Here is a 25,169-nt window from a genome sequence, read left to right as displayed (position 1 = left end):
GCGCCGCGCCGGCTACGGCACGATGTCGGTCGCGGATTCGGCGTCCAGGTGCGCGATATCGCCCCATTCCAGGACTTGCCACGCGCGGCCTTCGATGCCGACGCGGTTGATGCTGGCATTGAGCAGCGGCACCGGACGGACCGCGTCCAGGGCGGCGCCGCTGGCGCGACGCCAGATGATGTCCATCACCCCGCCATGCGTGACGGCCAGTACGCGCTCGCCAGCGTGGCGTTGCGCGATATCGTCCACTGTGGCGAGAATACGCGCCTGGAACTGGCCCAGCGATTCGCCTCCCTCGATAGGCAGGTCGGGGTCGCGGCTGCGGCGCGCTGCGGCGGCTTGCGGCGCAAGCTCGTCGATGCGGCGCGGATCCAGCCCTTCGAGCACGCCATAGCAGCGTTCGCGCAGCCCGGGCTCGCTGCGGATGCGCAGGCCCAGCGCATCGGACAACGGCTCGGCCGTGGTGTATGCACGCTGCAGGTCGCTGCTGTACAGCGCCTGAAAGGGGGCGTCCATGGCCCCGATGCGCGCGGCAAGCTGGGCGGCCTGGGATCGCCCGGCCGGATTGAGCGCGATGTCTTGCCAGCCTTGCAGGCGGCCTTCTCGGTTCCACGCGGTTTCGCCGTGGCGGATGAACCAGATTTCAGTCATGAGCAGGTAGATAAGGGGTCAGGGGCGGCGCGACGCGCTGGGCAGCCAGATTTTCTGCATCAGGGAGCTTAACGCGACCAGCATGGGTTCGCTGGCGCGCTCGTTGGATATCATGAAACCCAGTGTGGCGTCGGCCCGGGCCTGCCCCCACACCATGAAATCGCCGGATTCGGCGCCGGCCAGGGCGATTTCTTCGCGCAGCAGCGCGCAGCCTGCGCCCGCGCGCACCAGCGCGTCCAGGTTGGCCTGGTCGTCGTGCTGCATCACGACGCGCGGCGCCAGGCCATGGCGTTCGAACATATCGCGCAGCAGCAAGTGGGTATGGCTGCCCGCGGGGCCGTCGAGCCAGGGAAGCTGCGCCACGTCGCGCCAGCCTCCGCGCTTGACCGTGCCCGCCAGCGCGGCAGGCATGGCAATGCGATACCGTACGCTGCGCAGGGGCTGCCAGCAGGTGCCGCGCGGCGGATTGACCACCAGCGTCAGCGCGGCATGCAGCCTGCCTGTATTGACGTACTCGTCCAACTGTACAGTGGACAGGGTGAGCGTTTTCAGTTCGATCAGGGGCAGCTGGTCGCGCACGGCCGAGGCAAGCTCGCCCAGCCTGAGGAAATCCGGCTGCTCGCTGGGGATGCCAAGCTCCACGGCGCCGTGCAGGCTGCCTTGCAGTTGCTGGGCTTCGGATTTGAGCTGGGCGCCGAGCACCAGCAGCGATTCGGCGGTGGGCAGCAGCGCTTCGCCCGCCTTGGCCAGCGTCAGCCGGCCGGCGGCGCGCTCGAACAGCGCTACGCCCAGGCTCTGTTCCAGCGCCTTGATCTGCGCGGTCACGGCGGGTTGCGTCAGCGACAACGCATCCGCGGCCTTGGTCAGGTTGCCCAGCCGGGCGACCGTGACAAAGGCGCGGATCTGATAGATTTCCATGGCGGCAATTATGCCGCCAGCAGTCGTATTTGCGACGGCTCCAGCCCTACCGATACGGGGGCGCCGACCGGAAATGGCGAAAGCCCGGCCAGGTGCGGCTGGTCGGCGGTGATCCGGTGTTCGCCCACCTGCACCTGGTAGCGGGTGAACTCGCCCAGGAACTCGCTGGTTTCCACCACGCCCGGCAACCACACGTAGCGCGCGTCGCCCAGCCCGTCGGCCATGTCGATCTGCACCGTATGGGGCCGGAAGCTGGCGGCCAGGCGGTCGCTTTCGGGAGCTTCGCTGGCCAGCGGCAGCTGCAGGTCGCCCACGCCGGCCACCTTCAGCACGAGACTGTTGCGGCTGCGTTCACGCACCGTTCCTTCCAGTACGTTCATCGTCCCCACGAAGTTCGCCACGAACCGGTTCACCGGATAGTCGAACAGGGTGGTGGGCGAGCCGACCTGCTGCACCACGCCGTGGTCCAGCACCGCCATCCGGTCGGCGGTGGTCATGGCCTCTTCCTGGTCGTGGGTGACGAATATCGTGGTGATGCCCAGGCGGCGTTGCAGGCTGAGCAGGTCCTGCCGCATCTGCACGCGCAGCTTCTTGTCCAGGTTCGACAGCGGCTCGTCCAGCAGCAGCACTTGCGGCTCGATGACGATGGTGCGCGCCAGGGCCACGCGCTGTTGCTGGCCGCCGGACAGCTGGTTGGGCCGGCGATTGGCGTATTGCGCCAGGCCTACGAGTTCCAGCGCCGCCTCGACTTTGTGGCGGATCTCTGCGCGCGGCAGGCGGCGCTCTACCAGGCCGAATGCAACGTTGTCCCATACGGTCATGTGGGGCCACAGCGCGTAGTTCTGAAACACCATGCCAATGTTGCGGCCCCATGGCGGCGTGCCCCCGATGTCTTTGCCGTCGATCAGCAGCTGCCCATGACTGTGCTGGTTAAAGCCGGCGATCAGCCGCAGCAGAGTGGACTTGCCCGAGCCGGAAGGGCCCAGCAGTGCAAAGAATTCGCCGGGCTCTATGTAGATGCTGATGTCTTTCAGGACTTCGGTCTTTCCATAGGAAAGCCGGATATTGCGACATTCGACGCTGACTTTCTTCATTCTGATTCCCCATTGCGCGCGGGCTGCTGGCGCGCGGATGCACGTTCGACCAGCAAGTGCGAGATGTACGTTCCGATGCCGACGGCAACCACGGCCAGCACGCCAAGCGCCGCGCCGGGCCCGCGGCCGGCGGCGCTTTGCATGTACAGATAAATGCCGTAGCTCATGGGAGCCTGGCTGTCGCGCGTGACCAGCATGATGGTGGCGGACAGCTCCACGGCAGCGGTCACGAAGCTGGTGACAAAGCCGGCCAGCATGCCCCCGGCCATCAGCGGCACCACCACCCGGCGGATCGTACGCAGGCGGCCGGCGCCCAGCGACTGCGCCGCTTCTTCGAGCGACACGTTGATCTGCTGCAGCGCGGCCACGCACGAGCGCAATGCATAGGGCAGGCGGCGCACCGAATAGGCGATCATGATCAACACCCAGGAGGATGTCAGCAGCGTTCCGGTCAGCGGAATTTCCCAGCCGCGGAAGGTGCGCAGCAAGCCGATGGCCAGCACCAGGCCGGGGATGGCCAGCGCGGCCGAAGCCAGGAAGTCCAGCCATTGGCGCGCCGGCAGGCGCGTGCGCAGCATCAGGTACGCGATGGCGGTGCCAAGCACCACATCGATGCCCGCCGCCAGCCCGCAATACAGCAGCGTATTGGTGATCATGCCGTGCGAATCGCTGAAGACCGCGGCATAGTGTTCCAGCGTATAGCCGTCGGGCAAGGGCGCGTAGCTCCACACCGTGGCCAGCGACAGCAGCAGCACGCCGATGTGCGGGGACAGCACCAGCAGCAGCACCAGCGTGATCCATCCATACGCCAGCACGCTTTCCGCCGGCTTGAGCCGGCGTTTCTGGATGGAGTTGCCGCCCTTCTGCAGGGTGGAGTAGTCCTTGCCCTTCATGACCCGCGCCGACAGCCACAGGGCCAGGATGGAAAAGCCGATCATGATGACGCTGATCACGTAACCCAGCGGGTCTTCGAGCCCTACCTGCGTGATGCGCAGATAGGCTTGCGGCGCCAGCATGTTGGTGGTGCCCAGCACCAGCGGTGTGCCCAGATCGTCGAACACCTTCACGAACACCAGCGACGTGCCGGCAATATAGCCGGGCAGTGCCAGCGGAAAGATGATGCGCCGAAACAGGCGGAACCCGCGCGATCCCAGGTTGAAGGCGGCCTCTTCCATGGAACCGTCGATGTTGCGCAGCGCCACCACCAGGTTCATGAGGATGAACGGAAAGTAGTGGATGGACTCGACAAAAATCACGCCGTTGAGCCCTTCCATGAAGGGCAGGGTGAATCCGAACCATTCGTCCAGCAGCAGGTTGACCGTGCCCGATCGTCCGAAGATCAGCTGCATGGCCACCGCCCCGACAAACGGCGGCATGATGAGCGGCAGCACGCCCAGTGTCTGGATGATCAGCGCGCCGCGGAACTCGAATCGCACCGTGAAGTACGCCAGCGGGATGGCGATCAGCGACGCGAGCAGGGCCGACCAGCCCGCGACATACAGGCTGTTGAAAAACGCTTCCTGCATCAGGGGCAGGCCGAAGAAGGCGCCGAAGTGCCCCAGGGTGAAACTGCCGTCGGCATTGACGAACGCGCTATAGAACACGGTGCCCACCGGGACTGCCAGGAACAGTCCCAGGAAGCCCAGCACCAATAGCGCTGTCAAGAGCGGACCGGCAGGCAGGCGCGGGCCGTTCGCAAACGTCATCAAGAAACTCCAGTCGTGGCGCCGCGGGCGCGGCAGGGGCGGGCCCGCGCGCGGGCAGGCGGGTGTGGCGGCCGGCCCGCGGCGTGCGCGACTGCGGGCCGGCCATGCTTCATCCGGGTTGGGGCCGGCAATGGGCCGGCGGGGCTACAACGCCGCGGCCTCGCGAGCCAGTTTCACCGCCTGTTCGTAGTTGGCGCGGGCCTTGCTGCTCCATTCGCCTTCGAGCTGCGTGATCTGCTTGCTGGTCGAAGCGTCTTTCTTGTCGCGCAGGAACACGGCCAGGAACTCGGGGTCTGCGGCGGTCCTGGCGTCGATCAGGGGAGACCACGCAAGCGCGCGCGCCTGCGAGAGCAGTTCGGCGGCCTTGCCGGACCTGGCCTTGTCGCCCAATGTCTTCTCGGCATCGTAGATGGCTTTGTTGGCCGCCTGCAGATCGGCCAGGCGGAACGTGATGGTCTGGTCGAACAAGGCCTGCACAACGTAATAGCGCTTTTGCGAAAGGTCGGCATCGAAATGCACCTTGCTGCGCTGCGCGATCTGGGCCGGGTCGGGATAACCTTCGGGAATCTTGCCGGCCAGATCTTTATAGGGCAGCACCGGCAGGCGCGAAATCTTCGGCTCCAGCAGCAGTTCCTGGCCCGCCTGGCTGAGGGTGAACGCCACGAATTTCTTGCCTTCCTCGGTATTCTTCGCGCCCGCGATGAGTGCGATGTTGGCGGGCACCACCGCGGTTTCGGTGGGATAGACGAATTCCACCGGGAACTTGGAGTACTTGCTCGACAGGCCGAAGAAATCGATGACCGGGCCTGCGCCGAACTGCCCGTTGTTGACGCCATCGGGCACGCCGAACGAGCGCTCGGTCATCTGCCTGGCGTTGCCGGACATGCGCAACAGGGTGCGCCAGCCATCTTCCCAGCCTTCGCCCTGCAGAATGGTCTCGACCGTCAGGTGCATCGTGCCCGAGCGGGAAGGCGCCGTCATGCCCAGGTGGCCGAACCACTGCGGATCCAGCAGGTCTTTCCATTCGGCCGGCGGCGTCAGCTTGTGCGCCTTGGTGTAGCGGGTGTTGTACATGATGCCGTAGCCCGCCAGCGCCTGGCCCAGGTACATGCCTCCGGGGTCGTTGATGGGATAGCTGCCGATCTTGTCCGGCACCTGCGGGTTGGCCATGTCAGCGGCCGGGCTCAGCAGTTTTTCGCGGCCCAGTACCTCGAACGCGTCGGGCGCGCTGGCCCAGAACACCTCGGGCCGCTGGCCCTCTGGCGTTTCGCGTACGAACGCGATGCCCGACACCGTGTTTTTGTTCAGGATTTCCAGCGTGATGCCGGGATGGGTTTTTTCGAAGGCGGTTTTATACGCCTGGGTCAAGTCTTTGGGAAACGACGTGATCACCGTGACGGTGCCGGCCAGGGCCGGCGCGCAGGCCGCCAGCAAGGCCCCCGCGAGGGCAGCGCGCATCATGGGCATGATTTGTCTCCATTATGGTTGGAATGTCTGCCCAAGGTAGCCAGCCGCCCGCCGCGCGTCCAATCACAAATTTTGATGCGGGTTATTAATCGAGCGGGCCTTGGCCCGCCTGCCGGCCGTTCAGCCAGGCCACCAGTTCGGCCAGTGCCGCGCTCTTGTCGCGCAGCACCTGTTCGCGCTTGTCGGCCGGCCATTCATAGAACCCCTGGCCCGCCTTGGCCCCGATCTGGCCGCTGGCGACCTTTTGGGCCAGCAGGGGCGAAGGCGTCGTACGGTTTTCCAGATCGGGGTACAGATAGGTGGCAATGGCGTGATGCACGTCGATGCCGTTCATGTCGCGCTGTTCCAGCGGGCCCGACAGCGCCAGCCGGATGCCCAGGCTCCACTTGACCACTTCGTCGATGTCTTCTGCGCTGGCGACGCCGTGTTCCAGCAGCGAGATGGCCTCGCGCGCCAGCGCATGCTGGATGCGGTTGGCGATAAAGCCCGGAATGTCACGCTTGACCAGCACCGGCCGCTTGCCCGCCGTGCGCAGGGCTGCCATGACAGCGTCGACGGTGGCTGTGCTGGTCTCGTCGTTGCGCACCACTTCTACCAGCGGGATGACGTCGGCCGGCGTAAAGAAATGGGTGCCCACGAAACGGTCGCGGCGCGTCACGGCCTGGGCGATGGCATTGATGGACAGGCCCGAGGTGTTGGTAGCGAAAATCGCATCCGGCCGGCACGCGATGTCCAGCCTGGCGAATACGTCGCGCTTGAGTTCCAGTTTTTCCGGAACCGCTTCGATCACCAGGCTGCATGGGGCCGCCGCTTCCAGGCCGCTTTCCATGCGGATGCGGCGGCGCGATGCATCGACGGTGTCGGGCGCGAGCACGCCCAACTGCCGATCAATGATGGCGGCGGCGCGGTCGAGCGCGCCGGGTGCGGGGTCGATCAGCACGACGTCGAGCCCCCTGGCGGCAAACAGCGCGGCAATGCCGCTGCCCATGGCGCCGGCGCCCACGACGGCCACATTCTGGATGGGTAGATTCATGATGTTGCTCTTGATATGCCCAGGGTGCGGCGGCGCACCGGGCCATGCAAAAAGCAGCAGGATAGCGCAAGGGGGGCGGTGCCGACATCAAGTGGCAGCCCCGAAAGCGGCATGCCAATACTAAACGCAGCGAGTCCCCGCCCGTGGGGGCGGGCGGACGCTCGCTGCGCGAGAGGCAGTCATTGCAGGGTGAACTTCGGAATGCGATAGCCGTCGGGATGCTCCACATATTCCATCGCCACCGGCTTGTCCAGCTTCAGGTCGGGCAGGCTGGCGTGGTCCATGTAGCCGATCATGATGGGGCCTTCTTCCAGTGCCACCGCCACCACCAGGTGGGGCGCCGGATAGGCCGGCAGGTACTGGCGATGAAACACAGTCCATGACAGGATCGTGCCGCGCCCGGAAACCGGCGCCCATTCCACATCGAAGCTCAGGGATTGCGGGCAGACCGGGCCGGGCGGATAGTAGAAGGCGCCGGTCTTGCGGCAACGCTGCAGCTTCATCTGGCCCTCTTGGATACTTTCCCACAGGGGCGCATCGTAAGGCGAATAAAGGCGTGGTGTCTTGCTCATGATGTGGTTCGTCCCCGTGATTATTTGCCGTAGATGATCGACATGGCCTTGCCTGCCACGTCCGACACGTACTGCACGTGTTGGCAATCAGCCACCTGGCGTTCGCCCTGGCCGCCACGCAGTTGGCGCACGGCCTCGATCTGGTGGTTCCAGCCCTGCATATACGATTCCGACAAGTGTCCGCCGTGCGTGTTGACCGGCAGGCGGCCGCCCACGCCTATGCCGTTCTCGGCAATGAAGCGCGCGCCTTCGCCCTGGCCGCAGAAGCCGAAGCCTTCCAGTGCAAAGAAGATGTGCGGGCTGAAGCTGTCGTATACCAGCAGCGCGTCCACGTCATTGGGGCCTATGCCCGCCGCGCCGTAGACCTGTTCGGCCGCGCGCATCTGGGCCGGGCGGTAGAAGTCGATCAGGCGCGGACCCAGGCTGGTCGCTTGATGATTCAGGTCCGAGCGGCCCAACCCCTTGATGAACACAGGGTTGCGGCAGGTTTTGCGCGCACGTTCGGCTTCCATGATGATGAGCGCGACGCCGCCGTCGTTGATCAGGCAATAGTCATTCAGACGCAGCGGCTCGGCGATGTACTTGGCCGCCAGGTAGTCTTCGATGGTTAGCGGCTTGCGCATGATGGCGTGCGGGTTCAGGCTGGCCCATTGCCGCTGGCCCACTGCCACCTGGCCCAGGTCGTGGTCGGTGACCCCCCACATTTCTTTGTAGCGCTGGAACATCAGCGCATACAGAGCGCCCTGCGAAGTCAGGCCCCAGGGGCTGTGATACACGTATGACAGGAACGCGCCGCCCCCCATCGCTTCGGGCCCCCCATACTGCACCGCGGCCGAGCGCTGGTCATTGCCGTACACCAGCGCCACCACCTCGGCCATACCCGAGTGAATGGCCAGCACGGCCTGAAACACCGCCTGGACGGCGTCGGCCTGCCCGCCCCACCGCGGGTCGATATTCAGTATTTCGCCCATGCGCTCGTAGGCGGTGGTGGGGCCGACGATCAGGCCGTCTACATCGGAGCGGCTGATGCCTGCATCCTCCAACGCGCGGCTGAATGCCAGCGCGGCGTATCCGTAGGAATCGAACGGCTTCTCGCCGTTGCGGACTCGGCGGTAGTCTTCGGCCCAGTCGGTATGGCCGACTCCCGCGACCGCCGAGATTCCCGATGTGCGCTTGTAGCGCTCTTCTGTAGATCCGCTCACAGCAAACTCCCTCATAGTGGACTAACTCCCCGGATTCACGGTATTGTAGTGGCCGAAACTTGGCAAAAATGCGCCAAAACGACCACATTGTGATATTTCATGGCTACAACCGATGCACGCAAAGACAGGACAGGCACCCAGGCGATTCAACGGTGTGCCGCACTGCTGCGGCTGATCACCACCTACAACCGCACCGGCATGCGCCTGGTCGACCTGCATAACAGTGCCAACCTGACGCGGCCTACCGCCCACCGCTTGCTGCAAGCCCTTGTGGCCGAAGGATTCGTAAGGCAGGACGATCGCAGCAAGCGCTATTTCCTGGGCTCGTTGACTTACGAAATGGGTGTCGCCGCGGCGGCGCCCTACACCTACGACTTGCGCGATACCTGTGTGCCGTACTTGCGGCAGGTGGCGGACGCCACCGGCGATACCGTGTTCCTCACAGTGCGCTCCGGGTTGGATGGCGTGTGCATCGCCAGAGCCGAGGGCGCGTTTCCCATCAAGGTATTCGTACTGGACGTGGGCAGGCGGCGGCCGCTGAATGTAGGGGCGGGAGCAACTGCACTGCTGTCGGCGCTGCCCGACGACGAAATCCAGCGTATATGCCTGGCCAACAAAGAACGCACCGAGCGCGGCTATCCCCGTTTCAGCTGGGACGACCTGCGCCAGCGCATTGCGCGCGCCCGCGAGCAGGGCTACCTGGAAAACGAAGTGCTCGAGGTCGAGTCCGTGCGGTCCATCGCGGTGCCCATTCTCGACCCGCATGGCCGCCCTATCGGCGCGGTCAGCATTTCGGCGTTGAGCAGCCGCCTGAAAGGCCCGGCGCTGGCCGACAAAGTCAAGAATCTTCAGTCGGCGGTGCACGCCATTGAAGAGAAGCTGCGCATACACGCCACCGACGACTGACACCGTAGCGGCGCGCCTGCTGCGCACCGGCCTTATGCCGTCTCGCGCGGCATCACTTCGCCCCTGGCGATGGTGCGGGCGGTGCGATAGATGGCCGCCTGCTCTACCTGCAGGGCCGCGTTGGCGCGCACACGCGCGCGCACCATGATGCGGCCGGCGGGGTGGCCGATACGCAGTGGTTCAGATGTACCGCCGCCCGGACGTAGATGGCGCGCGGCAATCGAACCCGGAATCCGGCAGGCCATGCCGATGGTTGCCGTCACTGTGGCCGCCAGCGCCTTGCTGGTTGCGCCCGTGGAGTATTGGCGGCAGACCAGGTCCAGCGTATCGGCAAGTACGGTCTCGCCGTTGAGCGCTGCATATGACCGTGGCGCCTGCACGGCGACCAACATGGGGTTCGATGGCGCGGCGCGGCTGCGCCAGTAATCGCCCAGCCCCAGGTGTTCGGCCACCTGGGCACGTATGGCCTGCATCCTGGTTACCAGCGCCGCATCATTGTCGATCTGCTGCGGCGATTCGATACCCAGCATGCCAAGGTCGTGCGCTGCAACGAGCACCACCAGGTTCGCGCCATCGATGACGGTGATGTCCACAGGCCCCACGCCGGCGATTTCCATCCGGTTTCGCACGTCGCCCAGCGGAAGCAGCGTGCCGGTAATAGACCCGGTGGCCTCGCGGAAATCCAGTTCGATAGGGGCGCCCGTGCCGGGTACGCCGTCGATGGCCAGATCGCCCGTGTACACCACCTTGCCGTCGCGAACCGGCACGCGTGCGTGGATGACGCGGCGCGTGTTCAGGTTATGGATGCGCACGGCGGTCTGCCCTTCGGTGGCAGGCACGTAGCATTGTTCGATGGCGTGGGCAGCCACCGCCGCGGATAGATTGCCGCAGTTGAGTTTGTAGTCGACTTCCGCGTGGCGGATCCCGACCTGGGCGAACAGGTAATCCACGTCGGCGTGCGGATGGGTAGGGGGCCCCAGCACTGCTGCTTTGCTGGTCAACTTGTCGCCGCCGCCCAGGCCGTCGATCTGTCGTGGGTCGGGGCTGCCAAACACGTTGAGCAGGAATGCCGCGAGTTCGTCGCGGTCCGAAGGCACGGCGGCGCGGTCGAAGAACACGCCTTTGCTCGTACCGCCGCGCAGCAGATGAAAAGGAACTCCGGGCGTCTGGGACATTGGTAAATTTCCCCCTTGAATGAGGTCGCGTGGCGAGTTGCGCCGGCCAGTGCTTTATCCTGATGAGGCCACGGCGCGCTGGGGCATGCGCTTGAGCAGTTCCGGAATCGAAGCCGATGCGATATCCAGGGCGGCGTCAAAGAACTGCCTGCCGCGATCCCGATAGCCGCCAAACGCCAGGCAATCGTCCCACTTGTCTGCCAGTTCGTCGTCCGACAACGGGCAGTCGTGTGAACCGCGCAACGTGCGGATTTCCTTGCGCAGCTTCGTCCCGTCGTGGAGCGTGACGGTCACGATATTCCAGCGCGGGGTTACCGGCCCGTCGGCTTCTTCGGTGGTCACTCGTTGCATCAAGGCGCGCACGGCCGGCCGCTGTACCGCCTGGTCGGTGAAACTGGCAAGGCGCACGTGGCCGTCCAGCGCGGCGGCCGCCATGGCATACGGCATGCTGAACTTCGCTTCCAATCCGGTTTGCGGGCGCGGGTGGATCAAGGGCACCATGGCGCGCCGGTTCGATTCCACATGAATAGCCACCACCTGCTCGGCCTGCAATCCATGTTCGCGGCGCAGGTCCAGCAAGCCGTCTATCGACCGGTGGGCCGCGTAGCACATCGGGTATTTCTTGATTTCCAATCCGCTGGCCAGCAGTTCCAGCGGCGCCTGGCCGAGGCTGGCCAGCTCCGCATCCAGGCTTTCGCGGTTGCCATACAGCGTGGTGAAACCCTGGGGGCCGTCCAGGGCATCGGGTGCCGCGTCCATGCCGGCTTCTGCCAGCAATGCCGCGCGCAGGGCCGAGGCATTGCAATGCCCGGCCTGGAACGGCTTGGCCATGGTGCCGAAGTTGGCCCGGCTCCCCGAGCTTTGCGCGAAGGCCAGCCCGATGGCGTTGGCCGTCTGGCCCGCAGACAGCCCCAGCAGGTGGCTGCAGGCCGTGGCCGCCCCCAGCACGCCGATGGTGGTGGTGGCGTGCCAGCCTTTTGCATAATGGTCCGACACCATGGCGCGCGCAATCTTCACCATGACTTCAAGGCCCACCGCGTAGGCCGACGCGAGCCGTCGGCCGGGAATATCGCGATGCTGCGCCAACGCCAGCAGCGCGGGAAGCATCACCACGCTGGGGTGTCCGCGCAAGGGCGAATTGACGTCATCAAAGTCGAGCACGTGCGCGGCCACGCCGTTGTAGAAGGCCGCGCTGGTCAACGAAGCCGAGTCGGCGTGGGTCCAAATGCGCGCCGCAGCGGAGGCGCCTTCGGCGCGTGCAAGGTTCAATGCAATGGCGCACGCGCCATCATCGGCGGCCGCCAGCGCGATTCCCACCGTATCGACAACGGCGCGTCCCACGCTGCGGTATGCCGCCTGCGGCAGGTCGGACGGGTCGAAGTCAGTAGCAAAGCGCGCAATGCGCATCGAGGCGGTATCCAGAATGGATGACTGCTGGCTCATGGATGTTTCCCGTAGGTCTAGGGCAGGTCACGATATCCGGCGGCGATGCATGGCGAGCTCACCAGGCGTGCGCCAGCACCGCCTCCAGCCGCCCGCGGTGCTGGGACAGCTCGCGATTGCGGTCGGCATTGAAGTTCTGCATGGCGTGCTGGGTGGCCGACGCCAGGAGGTCTTTCGATATGTCGAAGTCGCGCAGCCGCATCGGTATCCCCCATTGAGCGAACCATTGTCCGACCGCATCGCCGATGGCGGCCATGTTGCCTGAAGTGGCTGCGTCCGGAATCGACAGGGCTCGTGCCATGTCGCGTACCGCGTCCGGACACAGTTCGCCAAAGTAGCGGATGGCGGGGCCGGTGAGCAGGGCATGCGTGGTTCCCTGGTCGAGCTGCGCAGCCTGGTTGAACAGCGCAGCCCCCAGCGCATACACGGCGCGCGCGACCCAGTGCGCATCCATGGGGCGTCCGCCGTCGTCTTCGTCGCGATTCTGCAGCATCGCCGCCGCACACATATCTATGCGCGCGTCGACGTCATGGGGATCCGCCATCCGGGGCAGTGCCGCCAGCGACAGGATCAACGCGTGCAGGCGTGACGCCTGCACCAGCGGGTTGGCCTCGCGCACCGCGCCGACGTTCATCAGGGCGCGCCAGAACACGCCTAATCCGGTGGATCGAGCGAGCGAAGTCGGCGCGGTCAACAGTGCGTCGGCGTCCCAGAATATGGCGACGGGCCGAGTCTTGGGGTCGAAGTACTCCAGGCGCGGGCCGCCTGCGGGGTTCTTCAGGGCCGCCCCGCCGCGGTGTTGCGACGAAGTGGCCGCCGTCAGCACGTTGAAAATCGGCGCTTTGGGCGCGCGCAGCCTGGGGCTGACCGGGGGGCCGTCTGGCGGATACTGTGTCGCCAGGCTGGCGGGGTCGCCTGATTCGGCCAGAAATATTGCTACCACACGGGCCGCTTTCAGCACGCTGCCCGCGCCGATGGCAATCAGCGCATCGGCGCCGGCGGCGCGGGCTTGGGCAGTGGCTTCCAAGACGTCGTCCAGCGGCGCGTCCTTGCCAAGCAGGGTGTAGGCGCCCGCATAGCGCGGCCCGGCCAGGGCCTGTACCCGCCGTAGCAGCGGCGTGCGTGTGGCCACGCTGCGGCCGCACAGCACAAAGGCGTGGCGAAGATTCAGGCGGTCCAGTTCGCGGGGCAGGCGCTCCAGGGCCTGCGGGCCGGCATGGATGCGCACCGACGGTGTCACGGAGCTGAAGGGTCTCATGGGCGCCTCTGCTGTCGCGCTTCAGACGGCGGGCAGGCCGTTCTTGAGCAGATCGCGCGCGATGACCCAGCGGTGGACTTCGCTGGGGCCTTCGACGATACGCATGACGCGGCACATGCGCGAGATGTATTCCAGCGGCATCTCCTTCGACACGCCCATGCCCCCGAACAGCTGGATGGCGCGATCGACGACACGTGCGATCATTTCGGTGCCCTGCAGCTTGACCATGGATCCGTCCAGGCGCACGTCGCTGCGCCCGTTGTCCATCTTCCACGCCATCTGATAGACCACCCAGCGCAGCATTTCGATTTCCTGGTAACTGTCGGCGATCCACCATTGGACCGCCTGGCGATCGGCAAGGGGAGCGCCGAAGGTTTTGCGGGTATTGGCCTGCTCGATCATCATCGTCAGGCAGCGCGTGGCCAGGCCCAGGCAGCGCGATGCGATTTCCAGGCGGCGCACGCCCAGGCGCTTGGAGATCGGCGCAAAGCCGCCCCCCACTTCGCCCAGCACCTGGTCGTCGTCCAGTTCAACGTTGTCCAGCACCACCTCGTACGGATGGTATTCGCCGATCATGGGGAAAGAGGTGGGAATCGTCAGGCCCGGGGTGCCCTTGTCGACCAGAAAGGCCGTATAGGCCGAACGCTTGTCGGCCGAGGGATCGGTCACCGCCATGACGATCATGAAATCCGAGCGCCTCGCATTGCTGATCCACAGTTTGGTGCCATTGAGCACCCACTTGCCGTTCTTGCGCTCGGCACGGGTCTTGATGGCGGCTGCGTCCGAGCCGGCGCCCGGTTCCGATAGCGCCAGGCAACTCTTTTTTTCGCCACGCGAGTAGGGCAACAGATAGCGGTCGACCTGGCTGCCCTTGCATAGTTCTTTCAGCAGAAACAGATTGGGGCTTTCTGGCGGCAGCACAAACGGAACAATGCTGTGCTTGAGTTGTTCGACGACCAGGCATTTATTGAGCATGCCGAGGTCCTGCCCGCCGAACTCTTCGGGCACATCGATGCCCCACAGGCCGATATCACGCGCCTTCTGCTGCAGCTGCGCCTCGACGTCAGGCGGAATGAGCGGCGTGTCTTCGTAACCGCGTTCGGCCTCGCGCCGGATGATGAGCGGCTCCAGCCCCACCAGCTCTTGCTGGACAAAGCGTGCGACGGTGTCGCGCACCATGCGCGACGACTCGGGTAGTTCGAAATCCATGTGGCTTCCTGTACTGCAGCGCCGGGGCGAGCAGCGTTGTGTTGACGGGCGATCAGCGGCCGCGGTAGACGGGGCTGCGTTTTTCCTGGAACGCCTTGCGGCCTTCGATGCGGTCTTCGGTGTCGCGCAGCACCCCGAACACATAGCGTTCGGTGTCGATAGCGGCCGGCAGAGGCATGTCCATGCCGCTGTACACCAGCCGTTTGATGGCGCGCACCGACAGCGGCGCGTTGCCGGCGATGCGTTCGGCGATCTGGCGGGCCGAGGCCAGCAGCTGGCCTTGGCTGACTACCTTGCTGACCAGGCCGGTGCGCAACGCCTCCTGGGCATCGATGCGATCGCCGGTCAGCAGCATGAGCAGGGCATTGGAAGCGCCGATGGCACGCGGCAGGCGCTGCGTGCCCCCCGCGCCGGGAATGCTGCCGATGCGTACTTCGGACAAAGCGAACACGGCATTGTCGGATGCGATGCGGATGTCGCAGGCCAGGGCGAGCTCCATGCCGCCGCCCATGGCATAGCCGTTTACGGCGCAGATCAGCGGTTTATCGGTATCAAGCCCGGCAAGCAGATGATCCGATTCCGACCGGCCGAAGGTCAGCTCGGCAAAGCTCTCCTTCGGAGGCATCGTCTTTTTCAGGTCAGAGCCTGTACAGAACGCCTTTTCTCCGGCCCCGGTCAGGATGGCGACCCGGATGTCATCGTCGTGCTTGATGCGTTGCCAGGCATCGTGCAGCTCGGCGCGGGTTTCTGGGTCGATGCTGTTCATCGCTTCCGGGCGGTTCAGCGTAATGGTGGCGATATAGTCTTGCACTTCAAACAGCAGCGGCATGATGGGCTCCCTGGCAGGTTGTACGGCGGGTCACGACAGGACGCCGTCTTGCTCGAGTTGGTTGATTTCGTCGTCGTCCAGGCCCAGCAGATCGCTGCACACCTCGCGCGTGTGTTGGCCCAGTAACGGCGCGGGTGAAGAAGGCGCGGATTCGGCGTGCGAGTAGCGATACGGCGCACTGTTGTAGGTGCTGGGCCCCATTTCGGGGTGATCCAGGGTGACCCAGTGGCCGCGCGCCGCGAGCTGCGGATCGTGGTCGAGCACGTCGCGCGCATCCTGCACCGGGCCGCAAGGCACTTTCGCTGCCTGTAGCGCGCGCGCCAGTTCAAGGGAATCGCGCTGTGCGGTGGCCAGACTGATGGCTGCGTCGATGGTTGCGCGGTCGGCCAGCCGGCCGGCCTGGCTGGTCCACTCTGCCTTGTCATCCAGGGCCAGCGTCGCGGCCAGTGCCTGCCATTGTTCGTCGGTGCATACCGCGATCGCGATCCATCGGTCGTCGCCGGCGCACCGGTACACTCCATGCGGCGCGCGCTCCGGATGCGTGTTGCCGGCCCGTTGCTCTATGACGCCATTAACGAAATAGTTCATCAGAGTGGGCCCCAGCATCGCCAGCGTAGGTTCCATCTGGGCCAGGTCTATCAGTTGCCCTTGGCCCGAACGACGCTGGTGGCGCAGCGCCGCCAGGATGGCGAATGCCGCGTGCCCGGGATTGGGAATATGGTCGGGGTAGTTCGTGCCTGTTCCTGCGGGCTCGCGGTCAGGCAGGCCCGTAAGATGCATGAAACCGGTAAGTGCGGCGATGGTAAGGCCGTAGCCTAGATCTTTGGCCGCGGGGCCGCTCGCGCCCTGCATCGACATCGATGCGAATACCAGGCCGGGTCGTAGTTCGCGCAGGACGCCATAGCCCAGGCCCAGCTTGTCCATTACCCCCGGCGTGAAGTTGTTCGATACCAGGTGTGCGTCGGCGATCAGTCGCTTCACCAGGCGCAGGCCGCGCTCATCCTTGACGTTGATCGTGGCGCTGCGCTTGCTGGAATTTCGGTCGGCAAAGTATCCGCTGCGATTCACACCGGCCACGCCATCCTTGAACGGCTTGGTCACGCGCAGCGTATCCATGCGCTGCGAGCTTTCGATCTTGATCACTTCCGCGCCCAGATCGGCCAGGATCTTGGTGGTATACGAGCCCGCGCCGATCCACGAAAAGTCGATGACCCGAAGCCCGGCCAACAGCCGCTTGCCGCCTGCAGCAGTTCCCCGCGCTATGCGAGCGGGCTGTTCTTCGGCGGACAGTGCGGTCCTGATCTCCGCGCCATGCTGGTCCAGCCTGGGCGCCCCGCGTTCCAGGCGCCATGGCGTGGCGCCCATGCGGTAGGGAGCGCCCGGCATGCGCAGCACCGTGCCGCCGGGTTGCGTCACTTCCACAAAGTAGCCGCGGTGTTCGCGCTGTGGGTCGCGCGCAATGTCGCCCGCATCGCAGATGGGGGCGATGGGTATGCGTTGCTGGCGGCCCTTGGCCTGCAGCTCTGCCTTGGTGTATTTCAGCGCGAACGGCGCGAATACTTCATGGAAGCGGTGTTTGGCCTCGTCGGTCGCGAGGAACGCCTGGTCGCTCCAGCAGGGTTCCCTGAACTGCATGGCGCCTTGCAGCCCTTCGCTGATCAGCCATTCCGTGGTGATGCCCCAGAACCGATTGCTGCCGATGCCGCCGGCCATCAGATAGACATAGCCGTCCCGGCAAGGGAACGCACCGGTGCCGGCCAGGCGCTGCGTGCCGGCGTTGCGCTTGCGTATCGTGCCTTCGAGGTCGTAGAACTGCACGGCATTCTCGAGGCCCATGACTACGCATTCCTGCATCGAAACGTCAACGTGCTGACCCTGGCCGGATGCCTCCGCCGCGTAGCAGGCGGCCAGGCTGGCGACCGCGGCGAACAGGTTGGCAGCAGCTACCGCCTGTTCGCCGCAGGCCACCATGGGGGCGGTGTCCGGATAGCCGGCCAGGTACATCATGCCGCCCATCGCCATGGCCGTCAGGTCGGTGGCCAGCCAATCGGCATAAGGGCCTTCCTGGCCGAATGGCGTGATGCTGGTCAGCACGATCGCCGGATTGGCCTCGCGCAGCGCCTCGTAACCGAGGCCGCGTCGTTGCATTACCCCTGGCGCATCGCTCTCGATCACAATGTGCGCGCGACGCGCCAGTTGCAGGAACGTCTCGCGATCCGACGCCTGGTCCAGGTCCAGCACGATGCTGCGCTTGTTGGTGTTTTCGTACTGGAACCGGAGGCTGGCCTCGAGGCTGGGGTCTCCCTGGATGTACGGTCCGAGGTGCCGGGTGGCGGCGCCACCCGGAGGCTCTACCAGTATGACGTCGGCGCCCATGTCTGCGTAGAGCTTGCCGCAATAGTTGCCCAGTGGTCCGGCAAGGTCTATGACGGTAATTCCCTCCAGGGCGCGGGCCGGGGCGTTCGTGGATTTTTGCATCTGTACTGCCGGTTGATACTCGAATTGCAAGGAATGGGCGCGGCGTGGGCCGGTGCTATTGCATCTGGTAGATGCCCGCCTGCTTGGCCAGGTCGCGCCACTTGACGATGTTCTTTTCGATACTGGCGCGCATTTCGTCTGGCGTGCTGGCGATCACGGTGTAGCCCTGGCGTTCCAGTTCCGCACGATGCGCCTGCAGCGCTTTCACGATGGACGTGTTCAGGGTCTTTACGACGGCCGGGTCGGCATTGGCCGGCATGTTGAAGCCGTACCAGGTGTCCGAGTCATAGCCTTTCAGGCCCACTTCTTCGAAGGTGCGCAGTTCGGGCAGGGCGGGGCTGCGGGCCGGGCTGCCGATGGCCAGCAGCCGCAGCTTGCCCTGGTCGGCGAGGTCTTTCGCCGACGCGCTCTGCACGAACATCATGTCGATGTGGCCGCCCAGCAGGTCGGCCATGGCGGGCGCGCCGCCACGGTAGGGCACGTGGGTGATCTGCACGCCGGCCATCTGCTTCATCAGTTCGCCCGCCATGTGCTGCGAACTGCCCACGCCGGCGGAACCGTACGTGAGTTCGCTCGGGTGGGCCTTTGCGTGCTCGATGACAGCTTCCATGGTCTGGAAAGGCGAGTTCACGGTTACGGCCAGCACCAGCGGCGCAGCGACTGCGATGGACAGCGGCGAGAAGTCCTGCAGCGAGTCGTAGTTCAGCGTCTTGTAGATCGACGGGTTTACCGAAAGCATGCCGTCGGTGGTCAACATCCAGGTGTAGCCGTCGGGCTTCTGGCGTTTGACATAGTCCGATGCGATGGTGCCGCCTGCCCCTGCGCGGTTTTCCACGATGACCGACTGCTTCAGGTCTTCGGCCACCGACTGGCCCACCAGGCGGGCGAGCGTGTCGGTACTGGCGCCGGCGGCATAGGGCACCACCAGCTTCATGGGCCCGGTGGGGAAGTCGCTGGCGACACTGACGCCGCAGGCAGCCAGGGCCATCGTTGACGCAAGCAGCAATTTACGGACGAAGGTAGGGGATCGCATGTTGTCTCCTGTGTGTATCGATCGATTCAGGCGAATCGTATGCAGTACCCGCTACCCGAGGCAATGAAAAATAGTCCGCAGTGTGAGATTGACTCCAGATATGGGGCGAAAGAGGGGCCGACAACAAAATTAAAAGATCGAAATGTGGACTTTAAGGCGGCAGCCAGAAAGCAAATCGCCGGTGCCGGAAGGTATCCGGCACCGGCGTCGCGTGGCGTGCGCGTGGGCGCTTAGCCGGTGTTGCGCAGCCCCGCCGCGATTCCGTTGATGGTCAGGTGAATGGCGCTGCGTACGCGCGGGTCGGGCTCGCCGCTGCCGTCGCGCTGCGCGGCGCGCCAACGGCGGATCAGTTCGATCTGCAGGTAGTTCAGCGGGTCGATGTAGGCAAAGCGCTCGCGCAGCGAGGTAAGCAGCACGGGGTTGTCCGCCAGCAGGTCGCGCTGCGTCAACAGGCGCAACATGGATACGGTGCGCGCGTGTTCTGCGCTGATCTGCCCGAAGATGCGCTCGCGCAGCGAGCGCCCGGGCACCAGTTGTGCGTAGCGCGCCGCGATGGCCAGGTCGGACTTGGCCAGCACCATTTCCATGTTCGAAAGCAATGTACGGAACCCGGGCCATTCGCGTGCCATTTCGCGCAGCTGGACCAGGCGGGCGCGGCGCGAACGCGGTGCGCCGGGTGCGCCGCTTTCCAGATAGGTCTCGATGGCAGAACCCACGCCGTACCAACCCGTCAGCATCAGGCGGCATTGCGCCCATGAAAAGCCCCACGGAATGGCGCGCAGGTCATCAATGCGCTGGCCTTGCTTGCGCGCCGCCGGCCGCGAGCCGATGTTCAGTCCGGCAATTTCGGTAATGGGGGTGGCCGCAAAGAAGTACTCCGCGAACCCCGGGGTGTCGTACACCAGGCCGCGGTAGCAGCGTTGCGCGGTGTCGGACATGAAAGACATTGCCGGGCCGTAATGCGCCATGTGCGCATCTTCGGCGCTGGTGGCGGCCGCGCGCGGCGCCAGGGTCGATTCCAGCGTGGCGGCAACCAGCAGTTCCAGGTGCCAGCGGCCGACTTCCGCGTCCTTGTATTTGCTCTGGATGACTTCGCCCTGTTCGGTCAGACGCAGCTGCCCGGCCACCGTGCCCGGCGGCTGCGCCAGGATAGCGTCGAAACTCGAACCCCCGCCACGGCCCACCGAACCGCCGCGGCCGTGGAACAGGCGTAGCCGCACGCCACGCGCGCTGAATACGTCCACCAGTTCACGTTCGGCCTGGTACAGCGTCCAGTTCGACGTAAGAAAGCCGCCGTCTTTATTGCTGTCGGAATACCCCAGCATGACTTCCTGCGTGCCGCCCTGTGCAAGCTTGACGCGCTGGCGGACTTCGGGAAGATCGAGCCACGCGGCCATGATGCCGGGGCCGCGCTGCAGGTCGGGTATGGTCTCGAACAAGGGCACCACCATCAGGCCGTCGCCGGCGGCGACGGATTCGCCGGGCGCCGGGTCGACGATCAGACCGGTTTCCTTTTGCAGCACCAGCACTTCGAGCAAATCGCTCAGGGTTTCGGTGTGCGACACGATGGTCTGCTGCACGGCGAGCTTGCCGTAGCGGGCGCGCCCTTCTGCCGCCGCGCGCAGTACGGCCAGCTCTCGCCGGGTTTCTTCGCTGTAGGTGATCCAAGGCGATACCAGCGGGCGGGCCAGCGCCAGCTCGGCGCGCAGCACGGCGATACGCGAGTCTTCATCGAGCCTGGCGTAGTCCACCGGCTTGCCGTCGTGCTGGGCGCCGGCGCGTTCGAACAGTTCGGCAAGCACGCGCTCGTGCACGTCCGAACTCTGCCGCAGGTCGACGGTGGCCAGGTGAAAGCCAAACACTTCAACGGCCTGTTGCAGGCCGGCCAGGCGCAGGCGCGCAATGGGCGCAGCGTGATGCGCGGCCAGCGAGGCCGCAATGACGGCCAGGTCGGCGGCCAGTTCTTCGGGCGCGTCATACGGCGGCGCGGGGTGCGTGACGCGGCGCGCCAGGTCGCGGTCGGTCAGCCGCTGCGCGGTGGCGGCCAGGCGGGCATAGACCCCCACCAGAGCCCGCCGGTAGGGTTCATCGCGGCGGTGCGGCGAGTCGTCGCCGCCGCTGTCGGCCAGCGCGTGCAGGGCAGGGTCTGCCTCGATCAGCAAGGTGGTGATCGAAAGTTCCGCGCCCAGCGCGTGTACTTCTTGCAGGTAGTATTCAAACAGCACGGTGGCCTGCCGCAGCAAGGCCAATTCCAGCGTGCGGGCGTCGACGTTGGGGTTGCCGTCCCGGTCGCCGCCGATCCAGCTTCCCATGCGCAGAAAGGGCTCGAGCGGCGGGGGCGGCGCGGCAAACGGTTTGCTTGAATCCCGCCCCAGCAGGCGCGAAAGTTCGGCATAGACGCGCGGGATCACGTTAAGGAACGTACTGCGGTAGTACGACAGCGCGTTCTCGATCTCGTCGGCCACCGTCAGGCGCGTGTAGCGCAACATGCGGGTCTGCCATAGTGTGGCCACGCGGCCCAGCAGGGCCATGTCGATGTCGGCGGCTTCTTCGGTGGTGAGCTCGCCGTCGCGCTGCAGCAGCAGGGCGGCGATTTCGCGGTGCACGTCCAGCGTGCTCTTGCGTTGCACCTCGGTGGGGTGTGCGGTAAGCACGGGCGACACGAAGGCCTCGGCCAGCATGCGCCGGATGCGCGCCGTGCTCACGCCCTGTTCTTTCAGTTGCGCAAAGGCATCGCGCAGGCTGCCGCGCGCAGGGGCGTCGTCGGTCAGGGCGCGCTTGCGCTGTTCGCGGTTCTGGTCGCGGTCTTCGGCAAGGTTGTACAAGTGCAGAAAATAGCTGAACGCGCGCGCCACCGAGTTGGGGTCGCTGTTGCGCAGCCGCTTGACACGCTGCTCCAGCAGTTTGCTGTCGGCCTCGTTGCCCTGGCGACGAAATCGCACCGCGGTGCGCCGCAAGGTTTCGATGGTGTCGAAAACGCGTTCGCCTTCGCATTCCTGAATGACTTGTCCCAATAATCGGCCCAGTAGCCGGATGTCGTGGCGCAAGGGTTCGGCAGTGGCAGACTGCGGGCGGATGGCTTTCATGGAAAATCCGTCAGGAAGAGAAGGTTGACAATCGATTCTTCGGCGATACGAAACAGCAGCAAAAACAGTTGACGGCGGCCATTGTACGCATGCGGCGGCGCAAACACGCCTGCGGTACATTTCGATAGTGCCTTGTCTATTAATCCGGTTGAATTCTTTATGCCAAACCATCAACGACGCGCCCTGGTGCTGTTCTCCGGCGGGCAGGACTCCACCACTTGCCTGGCCTGGGCGCTGGCCCGTTACGCGCACGTGGAAACCGTGGCGTTTGACTACGGCCAGCGCCACCGCATCGAGCTCGACGCGCGCATCAATGTGCTGAACCAGCTGCGGGCGGCGTTTCCGCACTGGTCCGAAAAGCTCGGGGCCGACCATGTGCTTGATCTGCGCGTGCTGGGCCAGGTTGGCGATACCGCCATGACGAGCGAACGCGCCATCGAAATGCAGGCCAATGGCCTGCCAAACACATTCGTGCCCGGTCGCAACCTGCTGTTCTTGACCCTGGCCGCCGCGCTGGGCTACCGGCGACAGCTGGACGTGCTTGTCGGCGGCATGTGTGAAACGGATTTTTCGGGTTATCCCGATTGCCGGGACGACACGATCAAGGCGCAACAGGTGGCGTTGGGGCTGGGCCTGGGCACGCGCGTCACGATCGAAACGCCGCTGATGTGGATAGACAAGGCCGACACCTGGGACCTGGCCCGGCAGCTGGGCGGCCAGGCGCTGGTGGACATCGTCGTGGAACATAGCCACACCTGCTACCTGGGCGAACGCGGCGCGCGGCACGGCTGGGGTTACGGGTGCGGAACATGCCCGGCATGCGCGCTGCGCAAGGCGGGGTGGGAACGCTGGCGCAACCGCGCCAAGGCGTGATGGCGGTGCAAGGTGCGCTGCCCTGGGCAGGTGCCTGATTCCGGTGGTGTCAGACACCCTGCGGGAGTCAGACACCGGACGCGCTGCCGTTGTCGCCGAGTATGCAAGGGTGCACAGGTGTCTGATTCCGAAGGTGTCAGACACCCTGCGGGAGTCAGACACCGGACGCTGCCGTTATCACCGAGTATGCAAGGGTGCACAGGTGTCTGATTCCGAAGGTGTCAGACACCCTGCGGGAGTCAGACACCGGACGCTGCCGTTATCACCGAGTATGCAAGGGTGCATAGGTGTCTGACTCCGAAGGTGTCAGACACCCTGCGGGAGTCAGACACCGGACGCGCTGCCGTTGTCGCCGAGTATGCAAGGGTGCACAGGTGTCTGACTCCGAAGGTGTCAGACACCCTGCGGGTGTCAGACACCCATCACGGCCCGTCTTCTGATGGGCCGGTTGCCGGGCTTGCGATGGCGTCGGCGTGGCCCGGCGCCGCTGGCCGGAACCGCCAGTACAGCCACGCCGATGCCCACAGGATCACGGCGGCCAGGCACATCGACGTCAGCATCGCCGCGCGCGGGCCTTGCCAGTCAATCAATTCCGCATAGGCCACCGGCGCGACGGCGGTCAGCAAAAAGCCCGGCACCAGCAGCCGGCCCACCAGGGCGCCATACACCCGATAGTCGAACAGCGCGAGCGGCAGCGTGCCGCGCGTAATCGTCAGCAACCCGTTGCAGGCGCCATACAGGCCCGCGTACAGGGCTGCCGCCACCGGGTATTCCGCCAGTGCTCCCGCCAGGAAGCACAACGGCATTGCCACCGTGGTGGCCAGGTTCAGGGTAAGGGGATGCAGGCGCGCACCAAACAGCAATTCCAGCAGCCGCGCGCCAACCTGGCCTATCCCCCACAGCGCCGAAATGCCTACCGCCGCAGACGCCGCCAGGCCCAGTCCGGTCAGCATGGCGATCAGGTGCGTGGCGTTGGCCGCCGCCAGGAAATTGGTCAGCATGGCGATCAGCGCGTACAGGCCTTGCGCCAGTTTCTGGTCGGCCGGCGTGCGTGCCAGGCCGGGCCGGTGCGCCGCCTGGTGCGCGCCGCTTGCGTAGCGCGCCCGCGGCAGTGTCAGGTACAGGGGCAGCGTCAGCAACGCAAAGCCGGCATAGGCCAGCACGGCGCCGCGCCACCCCAGCCACTGCGCCAGCAACTGCCCGGTTGGCCACATCACGGTCGAGGCCAGCCCGCCGAACAACGTGATCTGCGACATTGCGCGCCGCGCCTGCGGACCGCCGATGCGCGCCAGTGTGGCGAACGCCGCGTCGTACAGGGTCAGCCGCATCCCCAGCCCCAGCACTATCCAGGCCGCGTAGTAGGGGATGGGCGCATGTGCCACCGCCAGCAACGCACACCCTATGGCGAGCAGTACCGCGCCCGCGGGCATCACGCGTTGTCCGCCCCACCGGTCGATGGCGCGGCCTGCCGCGGGGGATGCAAAGGCCATCACCACAATCGCCAGCGAGAACCCCGCATAGATCTGCGCGCCGCTCCATCCCAGCTCGCCCTGCATGGCGGGGCCGAAGTTGCTGATCAAGTAGAACGAAATGCCCCAGCTCACCAGTTGGGTCAGCCCCAGGCAGACGACGGCTCGTGCGGGGATGGCGGCTGCCATGGCTGGCGCCGTTCAGGGGCGCGACGGCGCGCTGCAGTCGCCGTCGCCCAACGCCCGTTGCATCAGCACGGTGTCGCGCCATTGGCCAAACTTGTGGCCCACCGACCGCAGCGTGCCGGCCGGGTGGAATCCCTGGCTGGCGTGCAGGGCCAGCGATGCGGCGTTGCGGCTGTCGCCCACCACGGCCAGCATCTGGCGCCAGCCCGCCGTGGTGCAGCGCTGGATCAGCTCGGCCAGCAGCCGGCCGCCTATCCCGCGTCCTGCCCTGGCGGGCTTGACGTACACCGAGTCTTCCACGGTGTGCCGATAGGCCGGGCGCGGCCGGTAGGGCGTGACGTACGCATATCCCACCACCTCGCCAGCCTGCTCGGCCACCAGGTATGGCATCCCTTGCGCCAGCACGGCCGCGCGCCGGGCGCGCATGTCGTCCAGGGAAGGCGGGTCCAGTTCGAATGAAGCCGTGCCGTGCAGCACGTGATAGCTGTAGATCGCCTGGATGGCGTCCAGGTCGGCGTCGGTGCTGTCGCGCACGATCACGGGATCGGGATTGGGCATGGCAAAAGGGCGCAGTGTCGAAC

At 65.5% G+C, this 25,169-nt stretch carries 20 protein-coding genes; 2 read left to right on the top strand and 18 right to left on the bottom strand.

Features of this window, described 5'->3' with window-relative positions:
• Positions 1-12: 12 nt before the first annotated feature.
• The 8 genes from CAL19_RS16825 to CAL19_RS16790 all read right to left on the bottom strand — a co-directional run bounded on the left by CAL19_RS16825 (position 13) and on the right by CAL19_RS16790 (position 8,643).
• Complete coding sequence (locus tag CAL19_RS16825) at positions 13-651, bottom strand: histidine phosphatase family protein (RefSeq protein ID WP_026639774.1); 639 nt, start codon at positions 649-651, stop codon at positions 13-15.
• Between the two features lie 18 nt (positions 652-669).
• Entirely contained in the window at positions 670-1,569 is a 900-nt protein-coding gene (locus CAL19_RS16820) for a LysR family transcriptional regulator (RefSeq protein ID WP_026639775.1), read from the bottom strand.
• A gap of 8 nt (positions 1,570-1,577) precedes the next feature.
• Entirely contained in the window at positions 1,578-2,663 is a 1,086-nt protein-coding gene (locus CAL19_RS16815; protein WP_026639776.1) for an ABC transporter ATP-binding protein, read from the bottom strand.
• Entirely contained in the window at positions 2,660-4,369 is a 1,710-nt protein-coding gene (locus CAL19_RS16810) for an ABC transporter permease (RefSeq protein WP_026639777.1), read from the bottom strand. The genes CAL19_RS16815 and CAL19_RS16810 overlap by 4 nt, the downstream gene beginning before the upstream one ends.
• 144 nt (positions 4,370-4,513) lie before the next feature.
• Positions 4,514-5,836 carry an ABC transporter substrate-binding protein gene (locus CAL19_RS16805; RefSeq protein WP_094797468.1) on the bottom strand — a complete coding sequence of 441 codons (1,323 nt, stop codon included), beginning with the start codon at positions 5,834-5,836 and terminating at the stop codon, positions 4,514-4,516.
• 85 nt (positions 5,837-5,921) lie between these two features.
• On the bottom strand, positions 5,922-6,869 hold the full coding sequence (locus CAL19_RS16800; protein ID WP_094797467.1) for a 3-hydroxyacyl-CoA dehydrogenase family protein: 948 nt from the start codon (positions 6,867-6,869) through the stop codon (positions 5,922-5,924).
• A gap of 179 nt (positions 6,870-7,048) precedes the next feature.
• Positions 7,049-7,441 carry a Zn-ribbon domain-containing OB-fold protein gene (locus CAL19_RS16795; protein WP_038852355.1) on the bottom strand — a complete coding sequence of 131 codons (393 nt, stop codon included), beginning with the start codon at positions 7,439-7,441 and terminating at the stop codon, positions 7,049-7,051.
• Positions 7,442-7,461: 20 nt separating this feature from the next.
• Positions 7,462-8,643, bottom strand: a complete 1,182-nt coding sequence (locus CAL19_RS16790; protein WP_249276340.1) for a thiolase family protein — start codon at positions 8,641-8,643, stop codon at positions 7,462-7,464.
• A 99-nt stretch (positions 8,644-8,742) separates the two neighbouring features.
• On the opposite strand from CAL19_RS16790, the gene CAL19_RS16785 reads away from it, so the two are divergent.
• Positions 8,743-9,549, top strand: a complete 807-nt coding sequence (locus CAL19_RS16785) for an IclR family transcriptional regulator (protein WP_026639782.1) — start codon at positions 8,743-8,745, stop codon at positions 9,547-9,549.
• 32 nt (positions 9,550-9,581) lie between these two features.
• On the opposite strand, the gene CAL19_RS16780 is transcribed toward CAL19_RS16785, so the two are convergent.
• The 8 genes from CAL19_RS16780 to ppc all read right to left on the bottom strand — a co-directional run bounded on the left by CAL19_RS16780 (position 9,582) and on the right by ppc (position 22,060).
• A complete protein-coding gene (locus tag CAL19_RS16780) occupies positions 9,582-10,724 on the bottom strand; it encodes a 2-methylaconitate cis-trans isomerase PrpF family protein (protein WP_094797465.1) in 1,143 nt (380 codons plus the stop codon).
• 54 nt (positions 10,725-10,778) lie between these two features.
• The gene (locus tag CAL19_RS16775; protein WP_094797464.1) at positions 10,779-12,167 is read right to left on the bottom strand and encodes an MmgE/PrpD family protein; all 1,389 of its coding nucleotides are present in this window, start codon (positions 12,165-12,167) and stop codon (positions 10,779-10,781) included.
• Positions 12,168-12,225: 58 nt separating this feature from the next.
• The gene (locus CAL19_RS16770) at positions 12,226-13,425 is read right to left on the bottom strand and encodes an iron-containing alcohol dehydrogenase (RefSeq protein ID WP_094797463.1); all 1,200 of its coding nucleotides are present in this window, start codon (positions 13,423-13,425) and stop codon (positions 12,226-12,228) included.
• Between the two features lie 21 nt (positions 13,426-13,446).
• The gene (locus CAL19_RS16765) at positions 13,447-14,634 is read right to left on the bottom strand and encodes an acyl-CoA dehydrogenase family protein (protein WP_026639784.1); all 1,188 of its coding nucleotides are present in this window, start codon (positions 14,632-14,634) and stop codon (positions 13,447-13,449) included.
• Positions 14,635-14,686: 52 nt separating this feature from the next.
• Positions 14,687-15,463, bottom strand: a complete 777-nt coding sequence (locus CAL19_RS16760) for an enoyl-CoA hydratase/isomerase family protein (protein WP_094797462.1) — start codon at positions 15,461-15,463, stop codon at positions 14,687-14,689.
• Between the two features lie 30 nt (positions 15,464-15,493).
• Complete coding sequence (locus tag CAL19_RS19855) at positions 15,494-17,941, bottom strand: CaiB/BaiF CoA transferase family protein (RefSeq protein WP_249276339.1); 2,448 nt, start codon at positions 17,939-17,941, stop codon at positions 15,494-15,496.
• A 55-nt stretch (positions 17,942-17,996) separates the two neighbouring features.
• Positions 17,997-18,974 (bottom strand): Bug family tripartite tricarboxylate transporter substrate binding protein, encoded by a 978-nt coding sequence (locus CAL19_RS16750; RefSeq protein WP_094797461.1) that lies wholly within the window; start codon positions 18,972-18,974, stop codon positions 17,997-17,999.
• Between the two features lie 230 nt (positions 18,975-19,204).
• Positions 19,205-22,060, bottom strand: a complete 2,856-nt coding sequence (ppc, locus tag CAL19_RS16745) for a phosphoenolpyruvate carboxylase (protein WP_094797460.1) — start codon at positions 22,058-22,060, stop codon at positions 19,205-19,207.
• A 159-nt stretch (positions 22,061-22,219) separates the two neighbouring features.
• On the opposite strand from ppc, the gene queC reads away from it, so the two are divergent.
• Complete coding sequence (queC, locus tag CAL19_RS16740; protein WP_094797459.1) at positions 22,220-22,933, top strand: 7-cyano-7-deazaguanine synthase QueC; 714 nt, start codon at positions 22,220-22,222, stop codon at positions 22,931-22,933.
• Between the two features lie 422 nt (positions 22,934-23,355).
• Here queC and CAL19_RS16735 read toward each other — a convergent pair whose 3' ends face one another.
• Positions 23,356-24,591, bottom strand: a complete 1,236-nt coding sequence (locus CAL19_RS16735) for an MFS transporter (protein ID WP_094797458.1) — start codon at positions 24,589-24,591, stop codon at positions 23,356-23,358.
• Between the two features lie 12 nt (positions 24,592-24,603).
• Positions 24,604-25,146, bottom strand: a complete 543-nt coding sequence (locus tag CAL19_RS16730; RefSeq protein WP_026641370.1) for a GNAT family N-acetyltransferase — start codon at positions 25,144-25,146, stop codon at positions 24,604-24,606.
• Positions 25,147-25,169 lie beyond the last annotated feature (23 nt).

This window comes from Bordetella genomosp. 7, from assembly GCF_002261265.1.
Classification (GTDB): Bacteria; Pseudomonadota; Gammaproteobacteria; order Burkholderiales; family Burkholderiaceae_B; genus Bordetella_A.
This window is presented reverse-complemented; position numbering and strand designations above follow the sequence as displayed.